This window comes from Rhizobium sp. FY34 (assembly GCF_005222845.1).
In the GTDB taxonomy this organism is placed as follows: Bacteria; Pseudomonadota; Alphaproteobacteria; order Rhizobiales; family Rhizobiaceae; genus Neorhizobium.
Genome location: NZ_STFZ01000034.1, coordinates 103,521 through 126,293, shown reverse-complemented (window position 1 = coordinate 126,293; position 22,773 = coordinate 103,521). Strand labels below are relative to the sequence as shown.

General features: G+C 59.9%; 27 protein-coding genes. 9 read left to right on the top strand and 18 right to left on the bottom strand.

Going from position 1 to position 22,773, the window contains the following annotated elements; genetic code table 11:
- Window positions 1-153 precede the first annotated feature (153 nt).
- Window positions 154-549 carry a thioesterase family protein gene (locus E8M77_RS19660; protein WP_137132325.1) on the top strand — a complete coding sequence of 132 codons (396 nt, stop codon included), beginning with the start codon at window positions 154-156 and terminating at the stop codon, window positions 547-549.
- Between the two features lie 11 nt (window positions 550-560).
- Here E8M77_RS19660 and E8M77_RS19655 read toward each other — a convergent pair whose 3' ends face one another.
- The 5 genes from E8M77_RS19655 to E8M77_RS19635 form a co-directional block, all read right to left on the bottom strand.
- Window positions 561-980 (bottom strand): type II toxin-antitoxin system MqsA family antitoxin, encoded by a 420-nt coding sequence (locus tag E8M77_RS19655; RefSeq protein WP_246659330.1) that lies wholly within the window; start codon window positions 978-980, stop codon window positions 561-563.
- A gap of 1 nt (window position 981) precedes the next feature.
- Window positions 982-1,287: a type II toxin-antitoxin system MqsR family toxin gene (locus tag E8M77_RS19650; RefSeq protein WP_137132576.1), complete on the bottom strand. Its 306-nt coding sequence runs from the start codon at window positions 1,285-1,287 to the stop codon at window positions 982-984.
- A gap of 61 nt (window positions 1,288-1,348) precedes the next feature.
- Window positions 1,349-1,912 (bottom strand): biotin transporter BioY, encoded by a 564-nt coding sequence (locus E8M77_RS19645; protein ID WP_137132323.1) that lies wholly within the window; start codon window positions 1,910-1,912, stop codon window positions 1,349-1,351.
- A gap of 33 nt (window positions 1,913-1,945) precedes the next feature.
- Window positions 1,946-2,548, bottom strand: a complete 603-nt coding sequence (locus E8M77_RS19640) for an energy-coupling factor transporter transmembrane protein EcfT (RefSeq protein WP_170975953.1) — start codon at window positions 2,546-2,548, stop codon at window positions 1,946-1,948.
- The gene (locus E8M77_RS19635) at window positions 2,545-3,225 is read right to left on the bottom strand and encodes an ABC transporter ATP-binding protein (protein WP_137132321.1); all 681 of its coding nucleotides are present in this window, start codon (window positions 3,223-3,225) and stop codon (window positions 2,545-2,547) included. Before E8M77_RS19635 ends, E8M77_RS19640 begins: the two co-directional genes overlap by 4 nt.
- A gap of 126 nt (window positions 3,226-3,351) precedes the next feature.
- Here E8M77_RS19635 and E8M77_RS19630 point away from each other — a divergent pair, with 126 nt between their 5' ends.
- The 3 genes from E8M77_RS19630 (at window position 3,352) to E8M77_RS19620 (ending at window position 5,262) form a co-directional block, all read left to right on the top strand.
- A complete protein-coding gene (locus E8M77_RS19630; RefSeq protein ID WP_137132320.1) occupies window positions 3,352-4,539 on the top strand; it encodes a winged helix-turn-helix domain-containing protein in 1,188 nt (395 codons plus the stop codon).
- Between the two features lie 81 nt (window positions 4,540-4,620).
- The gene (locus E8M77_RS19625) at window positions 4,621-4,872 is read left to right on the top strand and encodes a plasmid stabilization protein (RefSeq protein WP_137132319.1); all 252 of its coding nucleotides are present in this window, start codon (window positions 4,621-4,623) and stop codon (window positions 4,870-4,872) included.
- Window positions 4,873-4,881: 9 nt separating this feature from the next.
- Window positions 4,882-5,262 (top strand): helix-turn-helix transcriptional regulator, encoded by a 381-nt coding sequence (locus E8M77_RS19620; protein ID WP_137132318.1) that lies wholly within the window; start codon window positions 4,882-4,884, stop codon window positions 5,260-5,262.
- Window positions 5,263-5,283: 21 nt separating this feature from the next.
- On the opposite strand, the gene ribB is transcribed toward E8M77_RS19620, so the two are convergent.
- The 3 genes from ribB to E8M77_RS19605 all read right to left on the bottom strand — a co-directional run bounded on the left by ribB (window position 5,284) and on the right by E8M77_RS19605 (window position 10,821).
- Window positions 5,284-6,384 (bottom strand): 3,4-dihydroxy-2-butanone-4-phosphate synthase, encoded by a 1,101-nt coding sequence (ribB, locus tag E8M77_RS19615; protein WP_137132317.1) that lies wholly within the window; start codon window positions 6,382-6,384, stop codon window positions 5,284-5,286.
- A 63-nt stretch (window positions 6,385-6,447) separates the two neighbouring features.
- On the bottom strand, window positions 6,448-7,545 hold the full coding sequence (aroC, locus tag E8M77_RS19610) for a chorismate synthase (RefSeq protein ID WP_137132316.1): 1,098 nt from the start codon (window positions 7,543-7,545) through the stop codon (window positions 6,448-6,450).
- 153 nt (window positions 7,546-7,698) lie between these two features.
- Window positions 7,699-10,821, bottom strand: a complete 3,123-nt coding sequence (locus E8M77_RS19605; RefSeq protein ID WP_137132315.1) for an EAL domain-containing protein — start codon at window positions 10,819-10,821, stop codon at window positions 7,699-7,701.
- 322 nt (window positions 10,822-11,143) lie between these two features.
- Between E8M77_RS19605 and E8M77_RS19600 the strand changes: the two genes are divergently transcribed.
- On the top strand, window positions 11,144-11,404 hold the full coding sequence (locus E8M77_RS19600; RefSeq protein ID WP_137132314.1) for a DUF1344 domain-containing protein: 261 nt from the start codon (window positions 11,144-11,146) through the stop codon (window positions 11,402-11,404).
- Window positions 11,405-11,443: 39 nt separating this feature from the next.
- On the opposite strand, the gene E8M77_RS19595 is transcribed toward E8M77_RS19600, so the two are convergent.
- The 4 genes from E8M77_RS19595 to E8M77_RS19580 form a co-directional block, all read right to left on the bottom strand.
- Entirely contained in the window at window positions 11,444-12,034 is a 591-nt protein-coding gene (locus E8M77_RS19595; protein WP_137132313.1) for a histidine phosphatase family protein, read from the bottom strand.
- Window positions 12,035-12,059: 25 nt separating this feature from the next.
- A complete protein-coding gene (fabI, locus tag E8M77_RS19590) occupies window positions 12,060-12,878 on the bottom strand; it encodes an enoyl-ACP reductase FabI (RefSeq protein ID WP_137132312.1) in 819 nt (272 codons plus the stop codon).
- A gap of 134 nt (window positions 12,879-13,012) precedes the next feature.
- Window positions 13,013-14,200: a DnaJ C-terminal domain-containing protein gene (locus E8M77_RS19585; RefSeq protein WP_137132311.1), complete on the bottom strand. Its 1,188-nt coding sequence runs from the start codon at window positions 14,198-14,200 to the stop codon at window positions 13,013-13,015.
- A gap of 205 nt (window positions 14,201-14,405) precedes the next feature.
- Entirely contained in the window at window positions 14,406-14,783 is a 378-nt protein-coding gene (locus E8M77_RS19580; RefSeq protein ID WP_137132310.1) for an RT0821/Lpp0805 family surface protein, read from the bottom strand.
- A gap of 146 nt (window positions 14,784-14,929) precedes the next feature.
- Between E8M77_RS19580 and pdxH the strand changes: the two genes are divergently transcribed.
- Complete coding sequence (pdxH, locus tag E8M77_RS19575; protein WP_137132309.1) at window positions 14,930-15,550, top strand: pyridoxamine 5'-phosphate oxidase; 621 nt, start codon at window positions 14,930-14,932, stop codon at window positions 15,548-15,550.
- A 139-nt stretch (window positions 15,551-15,689) separates the two neighbouring features.
- Window positions 15,690-16,325: a class I SAM-dependent methyltransferase gene (locus E8M77_RS19570; RefSeq protein ID WP_137132308.1), complete on the top strand. Its 636-nt coding sequence runs from the start codon at window positions 15,690-15,692 to the stop codon at window positions 16,323-16,325.
- A gap of 31 nt (window positions 16,326-16,356) precedes the next feature.
- On the opposite strand, the gene E8M77_RS19565 is transcribed toward E8M77_RS19570, so the two are convergent.
- The gene (locus E8M77_RS19565; RefSeq protein WP_137132307.1) at window positions 16,357-17,412 is read right to left on the bottom strand and encodes a polysaccharide deacetylase family protein; all 1,056 of its coding nucleotides are present in this window, start codon (window positions 17,410-17,412) and stop codon (window positions 16,357-16,359) included.
- Between the two features lie 150 nt (window positions 17,413-17,562).
- Between E8M77_RS19565 and E8M77_RS19560 the strand changes: the two genes are divergently transcribed.
- Complete coding sequence (locus tag E8M77_RS19560) at window positions 17,563-17,895, top strand: MazG nucleotide pyrophosphohydrolase domain-containing protein (protein WP_137132306.1); 333 nt, start codon at window positions 17,563-17,565, stop codon at window positions 17,893-17,895.
- On the opposite strand, the gene E8M77_RS19555 is transcribed toward E8M77_RS19560, so the two are convergent.
- The 5 genes from E8M77_RS19555 to E8M77_RS19535 all read right to left on the bottom strand — a co-directional run bounded on the left by E8M77_RS19555 (window position 17,882) and on the right by E8M77_RS19535 (window position 21,591).
- Entirely contained in the window at window positions 17,882-18,286 is a 405-nt protein-coding gene (locus tag E8M77_RS19555) for a type II toxin-antitoxin system VapC family toxin (protein WP_137132305.1), read from the bottom strand. The genes E8M77_RS19560 and E8M77_RS19555 overlap by 14 nt on opposite strands.
- Window positions 18,287-18,535, bottom strand: coding sequence for an AbrB/MazE/SpoVT family DNA-binding domain-containing protein (locus E8M77_RS19550; protein ID WP_137132304.1), 249 nt, complete (start codon window positions 18,533-18,535; stop codon window positions 18,287-18,289). It lies immediately after the preceding gene.
- A 71-nt stretch (window positions 18,536-18,606) separates the two neighbouring features.
- Window positions 18,607-19,029, bottom strand: a complete 423-nt coding sequence (locus tag E8M77_RS19545) for a VOC family protein (protein WP_137132303.1) — start codon at window positions 19,027-19,029, stop codon at window positions 18,607-18,609.
- A 286-nt stretch (window positions 19,030-19,315) separates the two neighbouring features.
- Entirely contained in the window at window positions 19,316-20,731 is a 1,416-nt protein-coding gene (tldD, locus tag E8M77_RS19540) for a metalloprotease TldD (protein WP_137132302.1), read from the bottom strand.
- A 275-nt stretch (window positions 20,732-21,006) separates the two neighbouring features.
- Window positions 21,007-21,591: an invasion associated locus B family protein gene (locus E8M77_RS19535; protein ID WP_137132301.1), complete on the bottom strand. Its 585-nt coding sequence runs from the start codon at window positions 21,589-21,591 to the stop codon at window positions 21,007-21,009.
- Window positions 21,592-21,889: 298 nt separating this feature from the next.
- Here E8M77_RS19535 and coxB point away from each other — a divergent pair, with 298 nt between their 5' ends.
- On the top strand, window positions 21,890-22,768 hold the full coding sequence (gene coxB, locus E8M77_RS19530; protein ID WP_137132300.1) for a cytochrome c oxidase subunit II: 879 nt from the start codon (window positions 21,890-21,892) through the stop codon (window positions 22,766-22,768).
- Window positions 22,769-22,773 lie beyond the last annotated feature (5 nt).

Sequence of the window (22,773 nt, the reverse complement as noted above, 5' to 3'; positions counted from 1 at the left end):
TGGCTCCTGCCGTCGCCCGTGCAAAACGGGTCGCTTACGCCGAGATGGCGCAAATAGCCCCCCTTTTCAAGGGAGTTTTCCGCCCTGCGGTCTTGTTGCCTTCATCCGTCTCGTCTTTAATGAAGCCTGTGGGGAACAAGGGGTGCAGAGCGCGTGGCAAACGACATGGGTGAATACGGGTTCAGCGTTCCCTTTCGTGATGTCGGCCTGCGCGGTGAAATGCACAGTGCTGCCTATATTACCTATGCGGAAGAAGCGCTTGGCCGCTTTTGGGCGGCGCGTGAACCCCAACCCTCCGATCCCGCCTTCAGCGTCTCCAAGGTCGGCTGCCACCTGCACCGGGGCCTGCATTTTAATGATGCGGTGACAACCTCCGTCAGGGTCAGCAAGATTGGCGGCAAGACGGCAGGCTTTGCGGTTCTGATGTATCGCGGCGAGGAACTGGTGGCGGAAGCCGAAATCGTCTGGTCGGCCTGTGATGGGCAAAGCGGAGAACCGGTGCCGCTTCCGGAAGAGCTGCGCGACTGGCTCTATCAATATCTGGATTGAGTGGCGAACCGTCAGCCCGTTTTCAGTTCGTCCAAAAGGCCGGGATGGCGATCCAGGAGCTTCATCAACTGAATTGTTGGCCCGCTCGGTTCTGCCAAGCCTCGCTCATATTTATCAAAAGCGCTTTCACCGACTTTCAGCAAACTGCCGGCTTCTCGCTGGGACAGTTTCAGCTTGCGGCGAAACTTGCGGATCGTATCCGGTGCGGGAATGCCATCGATTTTCTCCTTCAAAATCCGCAAAGCGGCATCCACAACCTGCATGTCGTCGCCCACATGCAGGCCTTCGTCGTCACTCTCGGGATAAAAGCCGGGCAGATCCACCCATGCCTCCTGTCCCTTGTAGGCTACTCTGAACGGGCGTACGTCCCGCCGGAGCGTGACACCGGTCTCAGGCGAAATCATCGTGTCTGTCGTGTCACTGTCGGACATTCTACTTCTCCTTGAATGACACCAGCTTGAACTCGGTAATGACATCAGCTTGAAACTTTACGTAGAGGAGAAGATCACGCATTGGTACATGGTAGACATCCTGCCATGTCCGGTGGTCGGCAAAGGTCGTCATCGACTTGTAGAACATTGACGGTGCAATACCGGATATGATCTCGACGATGCCATGACGGTCGAAACCGATCGACGTCGCGTCCCGAAGCGCCGATGTCGTCATCGCAAGCGTTTCGACGCGGCCCAAAACCGTCTGGATGGCCTTCAGATCATAGGTCGGCCTTCTCTTCTCCATCAACGAAAAATGCCACCTTTAAGGTGGCATTTCAAGAGTGCGAGATGAATGCGGAAGGGCTTTAAGCCCGCTGCGGCAGGAGCGGATAGCCCAGCATCACGGCGCGGGCGGCAAGCGTGGCAATGGCTGCCTTCAGCACGTCGCCGGGAATGAAGGCGAGCGAGCCCATGACCACCTTGTCGAAGGGCGTGCCGGCCACCAACGATACGACCGGCATGCCGATGGCATAGACGACGCCGATGCCGCCGATCAGGCTGGCGATGAAGAAGCCGGCCATCTGGCGCGCGTTCGACTGACCTTCGCGCACGAAACGTTCGGCCACAAGGCCGGTGACGAAACTGCCGACGATCCAGGCAAAGATATAGCCGGCGGTCGGGCCCATCAGCACGGAAAGGCCACCGCGGCCACCCGAGAGAACCGGCATGCCGATGGCGACCAGAACCACAAGCAGCGCATAGGCGGTGGCACCGCGCTTTGCCCCGATAATGCAGCCGGCCAGCATCACGCCCATCGACTGAGCGGTGATCGGCACCGGAATGAAGCCGAGTGTGACGGGCGGAATAAGGCCGAGCACGATGATGATGGCCGTGAACAGAGCCGCCAGCACGAGGTCCTTGGTGGTCATGAATGTCTCTCCGGGAGAATGTCGTTGCCCTGTTTACTGGCCCCGAATGCCGCGTGCGTCAATTGCCTCGGCAATCGCATCGGCATCCTTCAGTGTGGAAATGATGAGTGGGCCGATCATTTTATGCGGTTTGACGGTAAGGCCGCGTGCCAGATGCGCTTCCTTCAGGCTCTCATAGCGCGCGGCAATTTCCGGCACGAAACGCAGAACGAGCCCGAAGGCCAACCCGACATCGGCGGCTTTCAGCAGGCCCAGCCGTTCCAGCGGCACAAAAATCCGGGTGAGCGTGTCGATGAAATCGGCAATCTTTACCGTTGCCGTCACGCTGGCTGCCAGAAACAGGATGGCGACCAGCCGCAGCACCGAGACAAGCGCTTCCTGCGGCGAAAGCAGCACGAGGTTGAACAGGCCGAGCACGGCAATGGTGAAGAGCACGGGCGTGAGCCGCCCGAGCGCCTCGCGAAAGCCAAGGCCGAGGGTGAAATAGACAAATCCGGTGAGGGCGGCGGAAAGCGCCAGCACCAGTGGCTGGTGCACGAAGAACAGGCCAAGGCTTGTGAGCAGGAGTGCTGAAAGCTTCGGCCTGACTGGCAGCCGGTGCATCAGGCTATGGCCATCCACATAGAGGCTTTTCAGCACGCGGCAATCTCCCGGTAGCGGGTAATGGCTGCTGCGCCTTTTCCATCAAAGGCAACCCGCCCCTCGTGAAACACCAGCACGCGCGGATAATCGGCCACAAGATCAAGATCATGGCTGATGACAATGGCTTGCTGGCTAAGCGCCTCGATGGCTGCCTTCACAGATGCGCGGTTTTTGAGGTCCAGCTGGTTGGTCGGCTCGTCAAACAGAATAAGGCCCGGATCATTCACCACCACGGCGGCAAGCGCCACCAGCTGCAACTGGCCGCCCGACAGTTCATGCGGCCGGCGGGCGGCAAGATCCGCGATGCCGAAACGTGACAGCACGGCATCGACGGCCTCATCCACGGCTCTGCCTTTGAGGCCGCGGCTTTTCGGCCCCATGGCAATATCGTCGCGAACAATGGGAAGGATGATCTGGTTGGCCGGGTTCTGGAAGATAAAGCCGGTGGCGCGCAGCACCGCTTGCGCATCCTCCACCGTATCCAGCCCGTCAAGCGTCACGCGGCCGGTCGTGGGCTTGGCAAGACCATTCACCAGCCGCGCAAAACTCGTCTTGCCGGAACCGTTGAGACCGATCACGCCGATGCGCTGATCTGAAAGCTCAAGGCTGAGCGGCTGGAGCGCGGTGCGCTCGCCATAGCGCAGCGCAACCTTGTCGAAAATGATGTGCACGTGGGAAGCCTCTTGCGCTGTCGGGGTCTCTATAGACCGGAGAGGCAGGCGAACCAAGTCCCGTCAATTGGCAATCCATGATCGGATACACTTGAACAAAGCACGAACATCCGCTAGTTTTTCTGCATGGCTATCCTGATCGAAAATTCTCTGGCACGGCGCATTTTCCTGGAGCGGCAGGGGCTTTCTCGCCCGCCGAACCGGCAGCTTGGCCGCGATGGTGTGCAGGCTTTGGTGGAGGATCTGGGTTTTGTGCAGGTGGACAGTATCCAGACGGTGGAGCGGGCGCATCAGTTGATCCTGTTTTCCCGCAACCAGACCTATGCACGCGGACATCTCACCGATCTTCTGGAAAGGCAGGGCGCGCTGTTTGAAAACTGGACGCATGATGCCTCGATCATTCCGTCCGCGTTCTTTCCCTATTGGAAGCACCGTTTCGTGCGGCGCGAGGCCCGTATCCGCGCCAATTGGACGCGCTGGCGTGGCGAGGATTATGATTCAGCGGTGGCCGACACCTATGATCGCATCCGCGATCAGGGGCCGATGATGGCGCGCGAGGGCAAGACCGATGAACATGTGTCCGGCGGCTGGTGGAACTGGCACCCCTCCAAGACGGCACTGGAATTCTTGTGGCAGACGGGCAGGCTGGCGATTGCCGGCCGGGTCAATTTCCAGAAGATCTATGATCTGACCGAACGCGTTTTGCCGGCAGAGCACCATGAACCGGAGGTCAGCGAGGCCGACTTCATCGACTGGGCCTGCCGTTCGGCGCTGGAGCGGCTGGGCTTTGCCACGTCTGGCGAAATTGCCGCGTTTTTCGATATCGTCACGCCGCAGGAGGCCAAGGACTGGGTTCTTCGCCACCGCGACGCGCTGCAAGCAGTGGAGATCGAGAGCGTGGACGGGCGAAGGCGTCCGTCCTTTGCGCTGGCCGATCGGCTGCCGGCACTCCTGTCGCCGCCGGAACCGCCGGGCCGGCTGCGGGTCCTGAGCCCGTTTGATCCGCTCCTGCGTGACCGCGACCGGACTGAGCGCCTGTTCGGCTTCCATTACCGGATCGAGGTCTTCGTGCCGGAACCCAAGCGGCAATACGGCTACTATGTGTTTCCGCTTCTTGAGGGCGACCGCATGGTCGGGCGCATCGACATGAAGGCGGATCGCAAGGCCGGCAGCCTCGATGTCAAACGGATCTGGTGGCAGCCGGGCGTGCGGGAAAGCGCCGGGCGGCTGGACAGGCTGGAGGCCGAGCTTGCAAGGCTTGCCAAATTCACCGGCGTGGAGCGGGTGTGCTTCATGGACGGCTGGCGCGGGTGACGTTGTCGGCCATTGTCGCGATTTGCGATATAGTGCGATAATCTGCTTGCGAAAATGCGATTTCCTGCGATATTTCACGATGTGAAAACGTTGATCCTCTCCATTGGTGCGGCAGAGGACCTCGACAAGCTTCCCGCCGATGCGCGGCAGCTGGTATCGGAGGCGTTGATCCACTACGCCATAAAGGGCGAAGGCGACGTCAGGATGCTGAAGGGCAGGGCTGGTTACCGGATGCGTGTCGGTCGCTACCGCGTCATATTCGATGAAGACGCCAACACTATCCTCGCGATCTATATCGGCAAGCGCGAGACGACCACCTACAGCCGGAACTGAGGAGAGGCCATGCATAAGATCCAGATCATTACGGCCAGCAATGGTGAGGAAATGGTGGTTTTGCCGAAGGCAGATTACGATGCCATGATGGCCGCCCTTAACAGCGATGCCGAAGACGACGATGTCGCCATCTATGATGCCCGCAAAGCCGAACTTGAAGCAGAAGGTTTGCTTCCGGCCGAGGTGACGATCGCCATCCTGCGCGGCGATCATCGCATCAAGGCGCTGCGCATGTCGCGTGGGCTGACACAACAGCAACTCGCAACGAAAACCGGACTGGGGCAGGGGTTCCTGTCGGACCTTGAGAACGGCCGCCGGAATGTCACCGACGCCGTTGCCCAAAGCCTCTCGACTATTCTCGGCGTTCCGGCGGCCTGGTTCAAGGGTTAGGACCGAAGCCGCCTGCGGGTCTCAAACAATCTCGGTCGAGCTGATCTTGATACCAAAGCCTTCAAGACCGACGTAATGGCGTTCGCGAGACGAGAAAAGGCGGATCGAGGTGACGCCGAGATCTTTCAGGATCTGTGCGCCAAGGCCGATTTCCAGCCATTCGCTTTCGCGGCTCTGCGCATTGCCATGATCTTCCACGCCCATGCGTGCCCTGCGGTTATTGCCCTTCTGGCCAACGCCGACGGACCCTTCGCGCAGGTAGATGATGACGCCGCGACCGCTTTCGGCGATCTTCTTCATGTAGCGTTCGATGGAACGCTGCTCGCCGAACACATCCTTGGCGACATTTTCCAGCTGCAGGCGCACCGGAATATCGACGCCATCGCGAATATCGCCGAAAATCACCGCCAGATGCTGCATCGGGTCCCAGGGTAGCGAATAGGCATGCGCCAGGGCCTGGCCGGCGGGCGTTTCGATATCGAAGCTCGATTGCAGCTCGATCAGGGTTTCCTTGCGCTGGCGATAGGCGATGAGATCGGCAACGGAGAGCTGTAGCAGGCCGTGCTGTTCGGCAAAGGCGGCCACCTGGGGTCCGCGCATCACGGTGCCGTCGTCATTCACCAGCTCGCTGATCACGCCGATCTGCGGCAGATTAGCCAGTTTGCACAGATCGACGGCCGCTTCCGTATGGCCCGAGCGCATCAGCACGCCGCCTTCGCGGGCAATCAGCGGAAAAATATGGCCGGGGCGCACGAAATCCGAGGCACCGACATTCGGGTTGGCCAGATTGCGCACCGTCAGCGTGCGGTCATCGGCGGAAATTCCGGTCGTCGTGCCATGCTTGAAATCGACGCTGACGGTAAAGGCGGTCGTATGGGCGCTGTCGTTTTCCGCCACCATGGCATTGAGGTTCAGGCGCTTGGCCTCCTCGCGCGGCATGGGCGTGCAGACGATGCCGGATGTGTGGCGCACGATGAAGGCCATTTTCTCGGCCGTGCAGTGCACGGCGGCGACGATGAGATCGCCTTCGTTCTCGCGGTCGTCATCATCGGTCACGACAATGATCTGGCCGGCTTCAAAGGCCCGGATGGCGTCAACGACGCGCTTCTGATCGAACGGCATGGGCAATTTCATCCTATCGTTGACGCTTCTTGTCTCTGTCGGGCTGTCGTCTCTGGCGGCCTGTTATCTCTGCCGGCCTGTCTGGCCGCGATCTCTCAAGTAGTGGTCGGCCAGCGCGCAGGCAACCATGGCCTCGCCGATGGGTGCGGCGCGAATGCCGACGCAGGGGTCGTGGCGCCCCTTGGTGCGCACATCGACATTGTTGCCGCTGGAATCGATCGACTGGCGTTCGGTGAGAATCGAGGATGTGGGCTTGACCGCAAAGCGCGCGACGATCGGCTGGCCGGTGGAAATGCCGCCGAGCAGGCCGCCCGCATGATTGGACAGAAACAGCGGCTGGCCGTCATTGCCCATGCGCATCTCGTCGGCATTTTCCTCGCCGGAAAGCTCGGCCGACTGGAAGCCGTCGCCGATTTCGACGCCCTTCACCGCATTGATCGACATCAGCAGCGAGGCAATGTCCTGGTCGAGTTTGGAATAGATCGGCGCGCCAAGGCCGGCCGGCACGTTTTCGGCGACCACTTCGATCACGGCGCCGATGGAGGAGCCCGCTTTGCGTATGCCGTCGAGATAGTCTTCCCAGACGGGAACCATCTCGGCATCCGGGCAGAAGAACGGGTTCTCGTTGATCTGCGCCCAATCCCAGTTGGCGCGGTTGATACGGTGCTTGCCGATCTGGGTGAGGGCGGCACGCACGGTGACGCCCGGCAGGACCTTACGGGCCAGTGCGCCAGCTGCGACGCGAGCAGCAGTTTCGCGCGCCGATGAACGCCCGCCGCCACGATAATCGCGAATACCATATTTCACGTCATAGGCGTAATCGGCATGGCCGGGACGGTAGCGCTTGGCAATCTCGCCATAATCCTTGGAACGCTGGTCGGTATTGTCGATCAGCATGGAAATCGGCGTTCCGGTCGTCGTCATCGTCACACCGTCCTCGTCCAGCATCACGCCGGACAGAACCTTGACGATATCATCCTCGCGCCTTTGCGTAACGAAACGCGACTGGCCGGGCTTGCGCTTGTCCATATAGGACTGGATTTCGTCCAGCGTGAAACGAATGCCCGGAGGGCAACCGTCCACCACGCAGCCCAGTGCGGGTCCATGGCTTTCACCCCAGGTGGTGACGCGGAAAAGATGACCGAATGTATTGTGCGACATAAGACCTGACCGTTGGGCGGCGCGCCGCCTGGACGTGAAGCGGGTCTGTCATAGTGGAAAAGCGGGCGTGGTGGAAAGCCCTTTTTATGTGGCCGATGGGCGCGGGCACTGAACAGTCTGTCTGCGTAAAGTCGTCACTACAGGCACCGGCCGTCAGGCGGCATTGCGGAAGCCAGCCCTTGCCGCTGCAGTGAAATCGGTAAAGGGCAGGGGCCGGGCAAAGGCATAGCCCTGCAAAAGGTCGCAGCCCAGTTCCCGCAGCAGCATGGCGTGCTGCATGGTTTCCACGCCTTCCGCTACGGTTTCCACGCCCAGCGACTTGGCGATCTCGATGATGGAGCGCACCAGCGCGCGTTCCTGCGGCGATGTGATGATCGGCATCACCAGCTGGCGGTCGATCTTCAGCCGCTTCGGCTTCAGTTTCAGCAGGCTGACGATGGACGTGTGGCCGGTGCCGAAATCATCGATCTCGATATCGATGCCCAGCGCCTTGATGCGCTCCAGATTGTCGGTCACCACGTCCTCGCTCTCATCGAGGAAAATTGATTCCACCAGTTCGAAGGCGATTCTGCCCGGTGTGATGGCCAGCGTCTTCAAGGTTTCGATCAGGCTCTCGTCGTTCAGCCGCTTGGAGGAGACATTCACCGAAACCTTCGGCACTTCGATGCCGGAGGCGGCCCAGCGCATCTGGTCCTTGAGCACGGTTTCCAGCACGATCTGGTCGAGCGTGGCCGAAACATTCAGGTCTTCGGCGATCTTCAGGAAGGCATCGGGCGCCAGGATGCCGCGATGCGGATGGTCCCAGCGGATCAGCGCCTCGACGCCCGTCAGCGCCATGCTTTCGGCGCAGAATTGCGGCTGGTACCAGGTCACGAACTGGTTTTCATCGATCGCCGTCAGCAGTTCGTCGGCGGTGCGTTTGTGGTTGATCACTTCCGCCTGCAGGTTCTGCGTGAAGAACTCATAGCGGTTGCGCCCCAGCGCCTTGGCCCGGTACAGCGCAATATCGGCATTCACCAGCATCTTGCGCCCGTCTATGCTCATGCCGCTGGCTTGAGCAATGCCGATCGATACGCCGCAGCGACAGGAAAAGCCGTCGAAATTGAGCGGCTGGCGCAATTCCACGACAATGCGTCCGGCAAGTTCCGCCATTTCGTCGGCACTGCAACTGTTGCGCACCAGAATGACGAATTCGTCGCCACCGATGCGCGCCACGACATCACTGCTGCGCACCGTGCGCGTCAGGATCTGCGCCACATGGTTCAACATGGCATCGCCGGCGGCATGGCCCAGCGTATCGTTGATCTGCTTGAAACGATCGAGATCGAGATGCAGGATGGAGACCTGCTGGCGTTCGCTGCGACTGTCGCGTGACAGGCTGTCGAGTTCCAGATCGAGCTTGCGACGATTGGCCAGCAGCGTCAGCGGATCATGCAGGGCATTGTGCTCGATACGACGCTTGGCCAGTTCCAGTTCGACATTCTTGGCTTCGGCATCCAGCTTTGCCACCTGCAACTGCTGTGTCAGCTGCATGTCTTCCGTCACGTCGAAGGCAATGCCGACGATCTTGGTCGATCCGTCGCGCATCGTATGTGCCTTGCCGATGGAGCGGACATAGCGCAGGCTGCCATCGGGCTGCGGCACGCGCACGGTCAGCGATTCCTTCATGGATGTCGGAAAGTTCGGCGATATGCGCTGGGCCAGCATCCGGTCTTCCGGGTGGATCATGCTCAGCCAGCGCTCTGTGGTGACCGGCTTTGGCGAATAGACGATGCCATAGAGCTGGCACATGCGCGCATCCCAGATTTCCGTGCGCGTATGCGGCGTGGATTCCCATGTGCCGCAATTGTAGGAGGCGAGTGCCAGATCGAGCCGGCTCGACAATTCCTCCAGCTCCTGCTCGCGGTTGGACAATTCGTCCAGCGCCAGTTCCAGCTCGGCATTCTTGATGTCGCTGTTTTCTTTGGCATCGCGCAGGGTCTGGTTGACCATCATGTCGGACGTGATGTCCCAGACGATGCCGGTGGTGCGGGTGCTGCCATCCGGGCTGCGATAGCTGGCGCCGGCCGAGCGCAGATAGCGAACCTGGCCATCGGCAAGGCGTACCCGATAGACCTGGCTGCAGGGATCGGACGAGCAGATGCAGGTGAAGAAGAAGGCCTCCGCCACGTCCACGTCGTCGGGATGCACCGCGCGCAACCAGTCCTCCAGCCGGCTTTCCTGGGCGTCGCTCGATTGGCCGTGCAGAGTGGATGCGCGGCTATCCCAGGTCAGGTGGTTGTCATCTGCAACTTCCCATATGCCGATGCGCGAGGTTTCCATGGCCAGGTTGAAGCGCTGCGACAGTTCCACCAGATTGGCTTCGCGTGCCTTGAGCATATCGATATGGCGGTTGCGCTCGGCAATCAGAATGCTGGCGATGAAAATCGGCACGATGACGGCAAGTCCGGCGGCAATCAGCATCAGCCGGAACGTAGTCTGGTCCATCGGCAGGGCATCCCAGCCCTCGCGCGGCGCGGCCATCACTTCCCAGCGCCCGCCGGCAATGGCAAGCGTCGTGCTGAGCGGGGTGTGATCCTGGATATTCTCCTGGCCGGTGACCATGGATGTCTCGGTGTCGCCCACATTGCGGATGGCGACATGCAGCCAGTCATCACCGGGCATTTCGCGCATGCTGACGGTCGATTGGCCGGGATTGATGCCCATTTCGGCCAGAAAACGCTTCTGATCGATAACCAGCGCCAGAGAGCCCCAGGCACTGCTGCCGTTTTGAATGGGAATGGCAAGCGTCATCGTTCCATCCGTTGCGCCCTGCATCATCAGGTTCAGATCGGAAAAAGGGGCGGTGGCAAGGCGCTGCTTCAGTATGTTCAGATCGATGCGCGGCATGGCCAGCGCACCTGTCGCAGCGCCAGGCGACATGTCGGCACGGGTGATGAGCTGCGCCAGCTGGTTGTCAGGCGCGATCGCTACGGCGAGCGTATGCGGATTGCGGGCCAGAACCTCCCTGGCCTGATCGGCGAACCGTTCCGGTGTATAGTCTGCGGCATGCTGGAAAAGAGTTGCCAGGTGATCGGCAATCAGCACGTCACCCTGAAGCCGGCTGACGATGCGCTGCAACAGCATGTTCATCGTGCTCTCGGCCGTTTCGCGCACGATCTGGCGATGCGTACTGGCGCGCTGCTGGTCAAGCGCCACTCCAAGCAGAATGACCACAAGCGCGATTGCCGTCGCCACGGCGACGGGCAGTCGCCATTGTCGCTGCGCTTGGTCCATGTGCCATTTGGAAGATAGCCAGGGTAGCAAGCGCGCACGCCTTCTCTCTAAATTGCATCTGATGAGGCCACCCTAGGTGGCGGTAGTTAATTTACGATTGAATATACCCCCACGATTTACTCTAGGATTTCTTAGGGTTGGCGAGCATTTGTTTGTGGTGCAGCGGGCTTGAGCAGTCGCTACGTCAACCCAGTTGAAAAAGGTTAAGATCTGCTTCATGATTTGATAAAAATTTGTCACGCCACGGGGCGAATTTCGCCACAATCGGAAAGCAAAAACCCTTGCGAAACAAAATACTCGATCACTTTATGGAAGCTTTTCGATGCGTATCCTGATTGCCGCCCTCCTGGCCACTGCGAGCCTGCTTTCGCCCCTGTCCAGCCTGGCACAGAGCGTGGATGTCGAAGCGACGATCAAATCGATCGATGTCAAGAAGCTCAGCCTGACGCTGGATGACGGCAAGTTGTATAAGCTGCCGGAAGAGTTCAACTTCGATGGCCTGGCATCGGGCGTCAAGGTTGTCGTCTTCTATACGGTCGTGGATGGAAATCGCATTGTCGATGACCTGCAGGTCGTCCAGTAAAGCCATGGTTCAAGCGGCTCTACACGGCTGTGTATAGGGTCAGAGCCATTCAGCGCGGCTATTGTCGCGTTCGATGATCAGGACGCGGTCCTGATGAATATCGCATTTGGCGGCATCCTTTTCGCTCCAGCCACCAATGAGCTTCAAAACCGAGCGAACCACGCCTCCATGGCTGACGCATATCGTGGGCTGTTCCACCGATTGCAGCCAGGCGCCCACCCGCCAGGACAGGATTTCATAGCTTTCCGCAAACGGGCCGGGCGGGATAAATCCCCATTTCTGGCGTGAGCGCATTTTCAGGCGTTCGGGTGAAATGGCGCGGATATCATCCAGCGTATGCCCCTCCCAGTCACCGAAGGACAGTTCGACCAGCCGCTCGTCGGTGCGATAGTCTTTCGGGTCAAGACCCATGGCGCCACGCGCCAGTTCCATCGTTTCGCGGGTGCGCGACAGGGGGGAGGCGACGAAATCGAAATCCGTCACCTTGTCCGCGACGAGCCGCGACAGCGCCTCGCCATTCAGCCGCGCCTGGGCGCGGCCGGTATCGTTGAGGCCGATATCCTTCTGGCCCTGAAGGCGACCTTCGGCATTCCAGTCAGTCTGTCCGTGGCGGATCATATAGATGAGCACGGCATCTTGGCCTTTTCGGTTCCGGTCAGTCCTTGACGACCGAGATATCGGGAGCGTCTACGGCCTTCATGCCGATGACATGGTATCCGCTATCGGCGTGGTGCACTTCGCCGGTCACCGAGCGCGACAGGTCGGAAAGCATGTAGAGGCCGACATCGCCGACATCCTCGATGGTCACGGTGCGACGCAGGGGCGCATTATATTCGTTCCACTTGAGAATATAACGGAAATCACCGATGCCGGACGCGGCAAGCGTCTTGATCGGGCCGGCGGAGATCGCGTTGACGCGGATATTCTTCGGGCCGAGGTCAACCGCCATATACTTGACACTGGCTTCGAGAGCCGCCTTGGCAACACCCATGACGTTGTAGTTCGGCATGACCTTCTCGGCGCCGTAATAGGTCAGCGTCAGCATGGCGCCACCATCGGTCATCAGCTTTTCCGCACGCCGGGCAACCGAGGTGAAGGAATAGACGGAAATCTGCATGGTCTTGGCGAAATTGTCGGCCGATGTGTCGATGTAGCGGCCGGTCAGCTCGTCCTTGTCGGAAAAGCCGATGGCATGCACGAGAAAGTCGATCTTGCCCCAGCGCTGCTCGATTTCGGCAAACACGGCATCGATCGAGGCTTCATCGGAAACATCACAGTGACCGGCAAGCGTGGCGCCGATTTCAGCAGCCAGCGGCTCGACGCGCTTCTTCAGAGCGTCGCCCTGATAGGTGAAAGCCACTTCGCCGCCATGCTGGTGGATGGCTTTGGCAATACCCCAAGCGATCGAGCGGTTGTTCGCAACACCCATGATGATGCCGCGTTTGCCTGCCATAAGGCCGGTTGCCTGAGCCATACTCTATCCTCTGAGACATAAAAGACGAGGGTTGCCTATGGCATAGCCTGTCCCGGCGTTCAAGCAGGACGGGGATCATCTCATGTAAGCATCCGTAACATTGGGTGCGAAGTGGGGATAATGTCGCAAAAGCGTCATACGAACAGGCCGTGACGCATATGACGCATCAGATCAACGATTTTCTCATCCGGCTTTTCCCAAAGGATTACACGCAATTCGACGATGAGGTCGCCGCGTTCGCCATCCTCCTTCAAAAGACCAAGGCCGGGAACCGTCAGCGATTGGTCGGAGCCGGACCAGGCGGGCACCGAGACCGGCACCTTGCCGCCCGGCGTTTCCACTTCATGTTCGCCGCCCAGAACCGCATCCTCGAGCGAAATCGACAGCACGGTGTGCAGGTCGTGGCCTTCCACCACGAAACGCGGATCACGCGTTATGCGCAGCGTCACGACCAGATCGCCGCGCTGCATGCCCTGCAGGCGCAGACCCTGGCCCTTCAGTCGGATTTCCTGCCCATCCGTCATGCCAGCTTCCAGCGGCAGGCGGATTTCCCGTTCGTCTGACAGGGTCACGGTCAGCACGTTGAGCGTCAGCATGTCATCCAGCGTCGCCTTGGCGGTGGCCAGCAGATCCGGCGCCTTTTCCGGGGGAGGGCTTTCACCACGGATGCGCCGCAACAGGGTGCCGATCAGTTCGATAGCCTGCAACGGCAATGGCGGGGCTGGCTTTGCAGCCGCAGCCGCAGCCTCGGGCTTTGACTCGGGTTTTGCACCGGCCTCGCTGCCCGTCTGGGCCTGACTCTGGCTCTGGCCCTGGGCTTGTCCCGAAGCACTGGCCTGCCGCTGTTCCGGGCTGGGTTTCGTACCGCCGGATGTTGCCGATGCGGTGCCGAAGATGCGGTCCACCATGTCCTCGGGGCTCTCGCCCTTTGCCTGGCCGGCGCCGGAGGTTGAGCCTGCATTGGCACTGGCTGTGGCGCTTGCCTGCGCCTGGGCACGCTGCGCATTGGCGCGTGCCAGTTCCTCCATCACCTTTTCCGCATTGGCGCGGGCCGCCTTGGCGCGTTCCTCCGCCTGCCGGGTTGCCTCGCGTTGCTGCATGATGGTCTGGTGCGTTTCGCGGGCCGTGTCATAGCGGCGGCGGCGATCCGGATCCTTCAGCACTTCATAGGCCTGGCCCACCTCGGCGAACCGCTTGGTGGCGCTGGGGTCGTCCTGATTATGGTCTGGATGGAGCGATTTCGCCTTGGACCGCCACGCGGCCTTGATCTCGTCGGCTCCAGCGTCTTTCTTGACGCCAAGAAGGGAATAGGGATCGCGCATAATACCGTCACCGATTACTCTTGCCGGAGCAGATCCCTTTGTAAGTGGAGTCTGCCATGGACGAACAACTCTCGCTGTTGCCGTCCGGTTCCCGCAAGGAGGATCGGAGACGGCCACCGCTTATATGGGAGGAGCTTAGCGCGGCAGTCTCTAAAGATGCTTTTAATCGAAAGCGGAAAGTAAAATTAAGCTTACCGGAGGGTAATCACTGAATCTCCGGCTCGAAAGAGAGCATTGCCCACTGATCGGTCTGAACCAGGCAGGCACGACCTTTGACGCGGGTAATCCCGTCATAGGAATGGCGGGTCGTGACGAAGTTTCGGCACACGGTATTGTTAACCGGCATCTCGGAAATACCGGAAATCACCCCGGCACTGCCCGTCGATGTATTGGCCCAGGGAAGGGGAGCGCCGGCCAGCCGCACGATATCGGCAGAGGTCACGGCGTTGAGCACGGTGATCTGGTCGGATGTTGTGTCATCGGCGCGCTTGGGCACCGTGGCGGTCGAGATACTGCGGTCCACCTTGGGCGAACTGCCGAAGAAATCGAAACTCGTGCTGGTGCAGCCCGAAACCGTGAGCACGAAAAGAGCGGCACATGCGGCTTTTGGAAACAGTGACAGCGGCTGTCGGATGCGGTTATTTATTTTTGCAGTCAGAGCCACCTTGCGTCCAATCCGGAAAGGGTCCACGGGGTGCGTTCAAGCAGATCGGGAGCATTTTAGCTAATATGTCGAAAGATCGGTTAACAACTGGTGACTTCACCGAGGAAAACGAGCCATTCGCCCTGTTTGCGCAATGGCTGAAGGATGCGGAAGGCGCCGAACCCAATGATCCGAACGCCGTGGCGCTTGCCACGGTCGATACGGACGGAATGCCCAATGTGCGCATGGTACTCCTGAAGGGTTTCGACGAACGCGGATTCGTTTTCTATACCAATTTCGAGAGCCGCAAGGGACAGGAAATCCTGGGCCAGAAGAAGGCCGCCATGTGCTTTCACTGGAAGACCCTGCGCCGTCAGGTGCGCGTGCGCGGCCCGGTCACCGTGGTCTCTGACGAAGAGGCCAACGAATATTATGCCTCGCGTCCGCGCGGCAGCCGCATCGGTGCCTGGGCGTCCAAGCAGTCGCGCCCGCTGGAAGGCCGGTTTGCGCTGGAAAAGGCCGTGGCCGAATATACCGCCCGCTATGCCATCGGCGATATTCCGCGTCCGCCGCACTGGTCGGGCTTTCGCATCGAGCCAAGCTCTATCGAATTCTGGCATGACCGGCCCTTCCGCCTGCATGACCGGGTGGAATTCCGCCGCGAGGGCGAGGCCGAAGGCTGGTCGAAGACGCGGATGTATCCGTAAACCCGAAGCCCGTGATAAGGGCCGTGCTCGAAAGCTTGCACGGCCTGGATCTGCCTCCCTGAAAACTGATCAGTGCCGAACATCTTATTGACTGCAAACTAAATTAATATCATCTAATTCGATGAAATAGGGGGATCCTATGACGTCGAATCAGGAAAAATCAGAATTATTCTGGAAGAACGCAAGCAATTCCCATCTGGCATCGCCCGATTTTTACGCGCGCAAGCGGCATTTCATTTCGGCCATCCTGGACAAGCTGCCGGCCATGAAGGCCGGCTTGGATATCGGCTGCGGCAATGGCGAATATACAGCGCTTCTCCTGCCCAAAACCGAAAAGGTCGTCGGCTACGACCTGTCTCCCGGCCTGCTGGAAGCCGCACGGCAGACCTATGCCGGCGAAGAACGGATGAGCTTTCACCAGGCCGCCGTTGACGAGATCCCCGAAGAGAAGGGGGCCTTCGACATCGTTTTGTGCATGGGGGTAACCAGCTGCATTATCGACGACGACAAATATCACCAGCTCATCCGGAATATTGCCGGCTATGTCCACGAAAACGCCTTCGTGCTGATGGGCGACACGCTGTCCCATACGCAAAATCTGATATTGAACGATAAATCCGGCTATGTCGCCAAATACCGGGACGTCAACCAATACCGCGAGACGCTGAAAGGCGAAGGCCTTCAGCTTCTGTCGGAATTGAAGCTCATGGATGCCCATGGCGGCAAGACGGCCAACAGTCTGTTTCTGTTCTGGAAACCGTTGAGTGGCGGCTGAAGCGCGCTCCGATGCGGGCCATCGGCAGGGGTCAGGCGGCGCTCATGGCAAAGGGAATGCCTGACGCCAGTGCCGTGACATAACGCGGAGTCTGGTAATAGCCGTTGAGGGAAATGCGCGGCAGGGCGGTCAGTTCGTGGATCGAACTGTCGCAGATGGTGCCGGGCTGGGTGGTTACGGCCACCGTATAGCCAAGCTCGCGGGCAATCTTGGGCTCGCGCTCCGTCACCGCCCAGCGCGTTCCATAGGGATAGGCAAGCGTTCTTGGTCGCTGCCCGGTCAACTGCTCCAGCCATTCGGTGGAGCTGACCATTTCGCGGCGCGCAACCTCTTCCGTCAACCGGCCAAGCGCGCGGTGGCTGGGCGTATGGGCGCCCAGAGAGATCAGCGGATGCGTGGAGATCCGGGCAAGCTCTGCGCTGTCCATGGTCAACGCCGAGGTGATGGCCATGGCGTCGATACCGTGGCCTGACGCCAGCGCATCGATGGATGCGACGGCGCAGGTCTCATCGCCCGCCTGCACGAACATCGAAAACCGGTCAAAGGCATCGAGCTTGCGCTTGGGGCAGGCCACCGATACCTGTTCTTCGCCCGCACCGAAATCAAAACGCAGGCTATCGACCCGCGACAGAAGCAGCGCTACCGTTTCCCACCAGAGCGTGGCGCGGCGCTCGGCAAAGCCCTCGCTGACGAAGATGGTGCAGGGAACGCCATGGCGCTCGAAGACCGGCAGGGCAAAATCGACATTGTTGCGATAGCCATCATCGAGTGTGAAGCAGGCAAAGGGGCGGGCGGTGTTCATCGCAAGCCGGGCCGGCAGCGCATCAAGGGGGATGAAATCATAGCCATCGGCGGCAAGTTGCAAGATGGCCTGATCGAGGAATTCGGGCGTTATTTCCAGATGCGCATTGGGGGCTATGGGGGAAATCTGCTGCGGGCGCACATGATGCAGCGTAAAGATCGCGCCACGACCGCGTGCCTGCCGCATCAGGCCGATGCGGGCAAGCAGATGGGCCGTTTCCAGGCCGCTGGCAATCAGTCCGCGTCTGACGGCGCGTCGCCATAGGGCATCGAGAGTAACGCTCATGCGCAAAACAATCCGCTTTCCAAACGGGATGAAACTCACGCTAGCGTGAAGACCGTTAAGTCTTGCTAAAGCTGTAATGAGAATTCCGCAGCAATACTGGACAGAACTGTCGAATCAGACTGAGATGCACAGGAACAAAGGAAGAACTTTATGGTGTTGCAACTCATGCAGGATTTCGAAACGGCCTCCCGCCGCTATGTCGATCACCACGGTGTCACGCGCGATCCGGATTGGTATGTGCTGAAGCTGCATGAGGAGGTGGGCGAGTTGACGCAGGCCTGGAACCGGGTTCGCGGCCGGGCATTGGCGAAAGGCCGCAGCGAAGAGGAAATGCGACGCGATCTTTGCGACGAAGCAGCCGATGTTCTGGGTCATATCCTGCTGTTTGCCCATGCCAATGGCCTGGATATCGAGGCAGCGATTGCGCGCAAATGGCGGTTCGAGCCGAGCAGGAAGAACGTCTTGGCAATCAAGGACAACTGATGAGTTTGGCCGCCTGACCCTGAGCCATCAGCAGTTCGACGGCTTTTCTGTCGAAAGAGACGAAGGTTTCGCCGCCCAGCCATTGACCTTCATAGGCGATCACGCCGTCAGCGAAGTCACCGCCGGCTTGCAGAACGGCCAGTCCGGCCTCGACGGCGGGTCGGTTCATTGCAACGTTTCCGGCAGCCAGCAGGTCCTGAAGCGTCTGGGCGACTTCGTCCTTGGACAGTTTCGCGCCACGGCGCAAAATCCACACCAGTTCGCAAAGACAAGGCAGCGAAATCGCAATCAGTGAAGCTTCCTTCAGAAGCTTGGCGGCGGTTGCACCCTGTTCCGGGTGATCTTGCAGGACCGCCCGCGCGAGAATATTCGTGTCGACGGATATTTTCACTCAGCCGCCCGCCCATCCGGATGCGGCGATCTCGTTCATCTCTTCGATCGTGAGCGGCGTCTTCTGCTTGCCCGCATGCCGACCGATGAAACTGTCAATACTGCCGGCGGGCCGGGCAGCTTTCACCCGAAGCTCGCCATCCGGCATCTTGTCGAACTCGACACGCTCACCGGGTTTGATGCCGAGATGCTGCAGCAATTCCCGCTTCAGCGTAACCTGCCCTTTCATCGTGACGGTGAGTGATGTCATCGCGAAATCTCCTTGTCCGAAAAGTAATGGAAATTTCCATGAGCGCAAGCGTTACGCTTTCAATTTAAGTCTTACCGGCTGCGCGTGCCGAGATCTTCAAACAGCCGCAGCAGATAGCCATCCGGATCGGCAACCATGAACTGGCGATTGCCGACTTCGTGGTCGTCGCGCCGGTACCATTTTTCCTCAAGTGGCAGATAGAGCGGGATTTTTGTCGTCTCAAGGCGGGTCAGAATAGCTGACACATCCGGCACGCGGATCTGCAGGTTGAGGCCCCGCCCGAATGGGTTTTCCAGGGGCGCATTCTTGATGTCAAAGGTGCGCCCGGTGCCGATCTGGTCGATCATCAATTGCGCGGCCCCAAGCGTTAAATAGCTGAAGCCGTCTTCCGGTCGCTCATAGAGAACCTCAAAGCCAATGAGATCGCGATAAAAGGCGCGGCTGACCTGCCAGTCTGTCACTGCCAGTTCGGGCACGAGCGCATTTTCAGCCATAGCTTAGAGCGTGTTTCGACCTGATTGAATCGTTCTGCGGCAAGGAATTTTTTGTGAGGATCAAGGCCGTCGTCGAAGGCCATACCCGCGGTGTACGGTCGAGACGAAGGCCGCCGATCATCGCGAAAATTCATGCCGCCCGCAGGGTTGGCCGAAACCGGCGCTCTCCATCGTCGAAGGGCTTACCATGTATGCTATGGCTACACCGAGCGCCCTTCTCCTTGGATAGCATCCGGTTTGGGCCAACAGAACTGATCCAATCAGGTCGAAACACGCTCTTAACGCCTTAAGTCCGGGTGCCGCCTACCGTCACCTGGTCCATGCGCAGATGTGGCTGGCCGACGCCGACCGGCACCCACTGGCCAGCTTTGCCGCAATTGCCGATGCCCGTATCGAGCTTTGAATCATTGCCGACCATCGAGACGCGCTTCATCGCATCCGGGCCGTTGCCGATCAGCATGGCGCCCTTGATCGGCGCACCGATCTTGCCATTCTCGATCATGTAAGCTTCCGTGCAGCCGAAGACGAATTTGCCGGATGTGATATCCACCTGGCCGCCGCCGAAGGAGACGGCATAGATGCCCTTTTTCACCGAAGCGATGATTTCTTCCGGCGTTTGGGTCCCGGAAAGCATGTAGGTATTGGTCATGCGCGGCATGGGTTGATGAGCATAGCCCTGGCGGCGGCCATTGCCGGTCGCCTTCATGCCCATCAGCCGGGCGTTCTGGCGGTCCTGCATATAGCCGACCAGTTTGCCGTTCTCGATCAGCACGTTATAGGCCGATGGCGTGCCCTCGTCATCGACAGTGATCGAGCCGCGGCGATTGTCGATCGTGCCATCATCGACCACGGTGACGCCCGGTGCCGCCACCATTTCGCCCAGGAGGCCGGCAAAGGCGGATGTCTTCTTGCGGTTGAAATCGCCTTCCAGCCCGTGGCCTACAGCTTCGTGCAGCATAACGCCCGGCCAGCCATTGCCCAGTACCACATCCATGGTGCCGGCCGGCGCCTCGATGGCTTCCAGATTGACGAAAGCCTGGCGCAGCGCTTCATCGGCGCCCGCCTGCCAATTGTCCGCTCGGATGAAATCGCCAAAGCCAATGCGCCCGCCGGTGCCGAAAGAGCCGCTCTCCTGGCGGTCGCCCTCGCCAACGATTACGGACACATTGAGCCGCGTCATCGGACGCACATCCTGCACCCGGTGGCCATCGGCGCGCAGGATATCGACCACCTGCCAGCTGGCGGCAATGGAGGCGGTTACCTGGCGCACTTGCGGGTCTTTGGCGCGAAGATAGGCGTCGATTTCAGTCAGAAGTGCCACTTTTTCTTCAAAGCTCGGCGTACCGATCGGGTTTTCATCGCCATAGAGCTTTTTATTGGTGCGCTGCGGGGCGCTGGCATAGGTGCCAGAATAGCCGCGCGTCACGGCGGTGACGGCGTCAGCAGCGCGAGACAGCGCCGAGGCTGAAAGCTCGCCGGAATGGGCGTAACCGACGGCTTCGCCGGCAACGGCACGCAGGCCAAAGCCCTGGTCGGTGTTGAAGGAACCGCCCTTCAGGCGGCCATTGTCGAAGGTCAGCGATTCCGCCTGGGCATGTTCGAGAAAAAGCTCGCCATCATCTGCGCCGTTGAGCGCCTTGGCCAGAATGTCGCGCAGACGCGTCTCGTCGCAATCGAACAGGTTGGTCAGGTCGGTGTTCATGGTTCCAAGCTCCGCTTGCGACACGTGTTTCGTTCGGCTGGAAATCGCCCCTCACCCTAACCCTCTCCCCGCAGGCGGGGAGAGGGAACGGCAATCCCTCGTTCGCTTGCACTTGGCAAAGGTCGGGCCTCATGTGCCTTCTCCCCGCTTGCGGGGAGAAGGCGCCGGCAGGCGGATGAGGGGCAAAGACGCAGATCCAGGCCGAATTGTTCTGTCACCCGATGTAGGTCCGCGCCGGCAGCGAAGCAAGCCCGCAGGCGGCGCGGACTGGCGGATCAGGGAAGCGCGTCGTAGCCGGAGGCAAAGCCGGTGAGTTCGATCGGAATGCCGACGCGGTCCTGATCGCTGGATTCGCGCAAAGCAAAGACGGCGCTCTTTCCAGCCCGAAGGATCTTCATCAGCTCCTCGTCGATTTCCACCTCGACATAGCAGCCCTCGGAGAAACAGCGGGTGAAATAGGCGCGGCCGATATTATTGCCATCGACGAACAGGTCCATGCCATCCTTCAACAGCACGCCGAGCGGCGCCAGAATGCGCAGGATACGCGCCTTGCGATCCGTGGTTTTCAAGACGACGACGGACAGGCCGACTTCCGGCCGGTCATCGGCAATCACATTCTGCATCAGCGCGCATTGCTCGACGGAAGCGCCGGCGGGCTTGTCGCAAAGGATCGACCACGGACCATGGTTGCCGCGCACCGTTCCCGGCTGCTGGGGCGAGCCCGGCTGCGGTGCGGCCTGTGGCGGGCGCGCCTGCGGCTGTGCAGCCGGCGGTGCCGTCTGGGCCAGTGCCACGCCGGAAAGAATGGCGCCCGGCAGCAGTGCGGCCAGAACGGCGGCGCACAGAGTGGGGAAACGCATGAATACCTCTGTCTTTCGAATCAGTCCGGCTATTCTTGTCGCCGGGGAGCACGAATGAAAAGCCCTTGTGCTCTTTTCAGCCGAGTACGGCAAAAATGCGGAGGGCTGCTACCTATCAATTTTGTAGGGATTTGCGGCCAGAATTGACGTCGCGCAAAAATGCCGCACGAACAGGCGGCATGGAACACCCCGCCGGATATTGCGAGGATCGGCAAACTGTGATTGAACCAATGGTCTATAGATTGGGAATTTGCGTTGCGATCTGATCCAGATCAAACGCTTGGGGAGAGAAATCGTGATGAACAGAGCCTATGCAGCCTTGGCTGCGATGATCTGTCTGCTCTTCGCCTCTGGGGCAGGGGCGGATCAACCGGTGGCATGGCAGATCGACCTGCAGCAGCCGGTAACGTCGATCATGCATGAAATCAAGTGGTTCAACCATTACACACTCTGGTTCATCGTTCCCATCACGCTGTTCGTGCTGGCGCTTCTGATCCTGGTTGTGGTGAAGTTCCGCGCCAGCGCCAATCCGGTGCCGTCGCGCACAAGCCATAACACGACGATCGAGATCGTCTGGACCGTGGGGCCGGTCCTGATCCTTCTCTTCCTGGCTATCCCATCCTTCAACCTTTTGAACAAGCAGCTGACCATGCCGGAAAACCCGGACGTGACGGTCAAGGCGACCGCCACGCAGTGGCAGTGGAATTATGAATATGAAGGCGGCGCAACGCCGGTCGCCTTCGACAGCTACATGCTGAAGGAAGAAGACCGCGCCGCTGCCGGCAAGGTGGACAAGGCTGTCTATCCGCGCCTCCTGGCCGTGGACAATGAGCTTGTCCTGCCCGTCAACAAGACGGTGCGCATGCTGGTCACCGCTGCACCCACCGATGTGATCCACGCCTTTGCCATGCCAGCCTTCGGTGTGAAGATCGATGCCGTACCGGGCCGCCTCAACGAGACCTGGTTCCGCGCCGAGAAGGAAGGCCTCTATTACGGCCAGTGCTCGGAACTCTGCGGCAAGGACCACGCCTATATGCCGATTGCGATCCGCGTCGTGACGCAGGAACGTTATGATGCCTGGATGGCTGCGGCCGCCAGCGACCTGCCGGGCGCCTATAAAGTGCTGTCCGCATCCGTCTCTGCGCCGGCGCCTGCCGTCGACGTGGCATCGAAGTAAGGGGG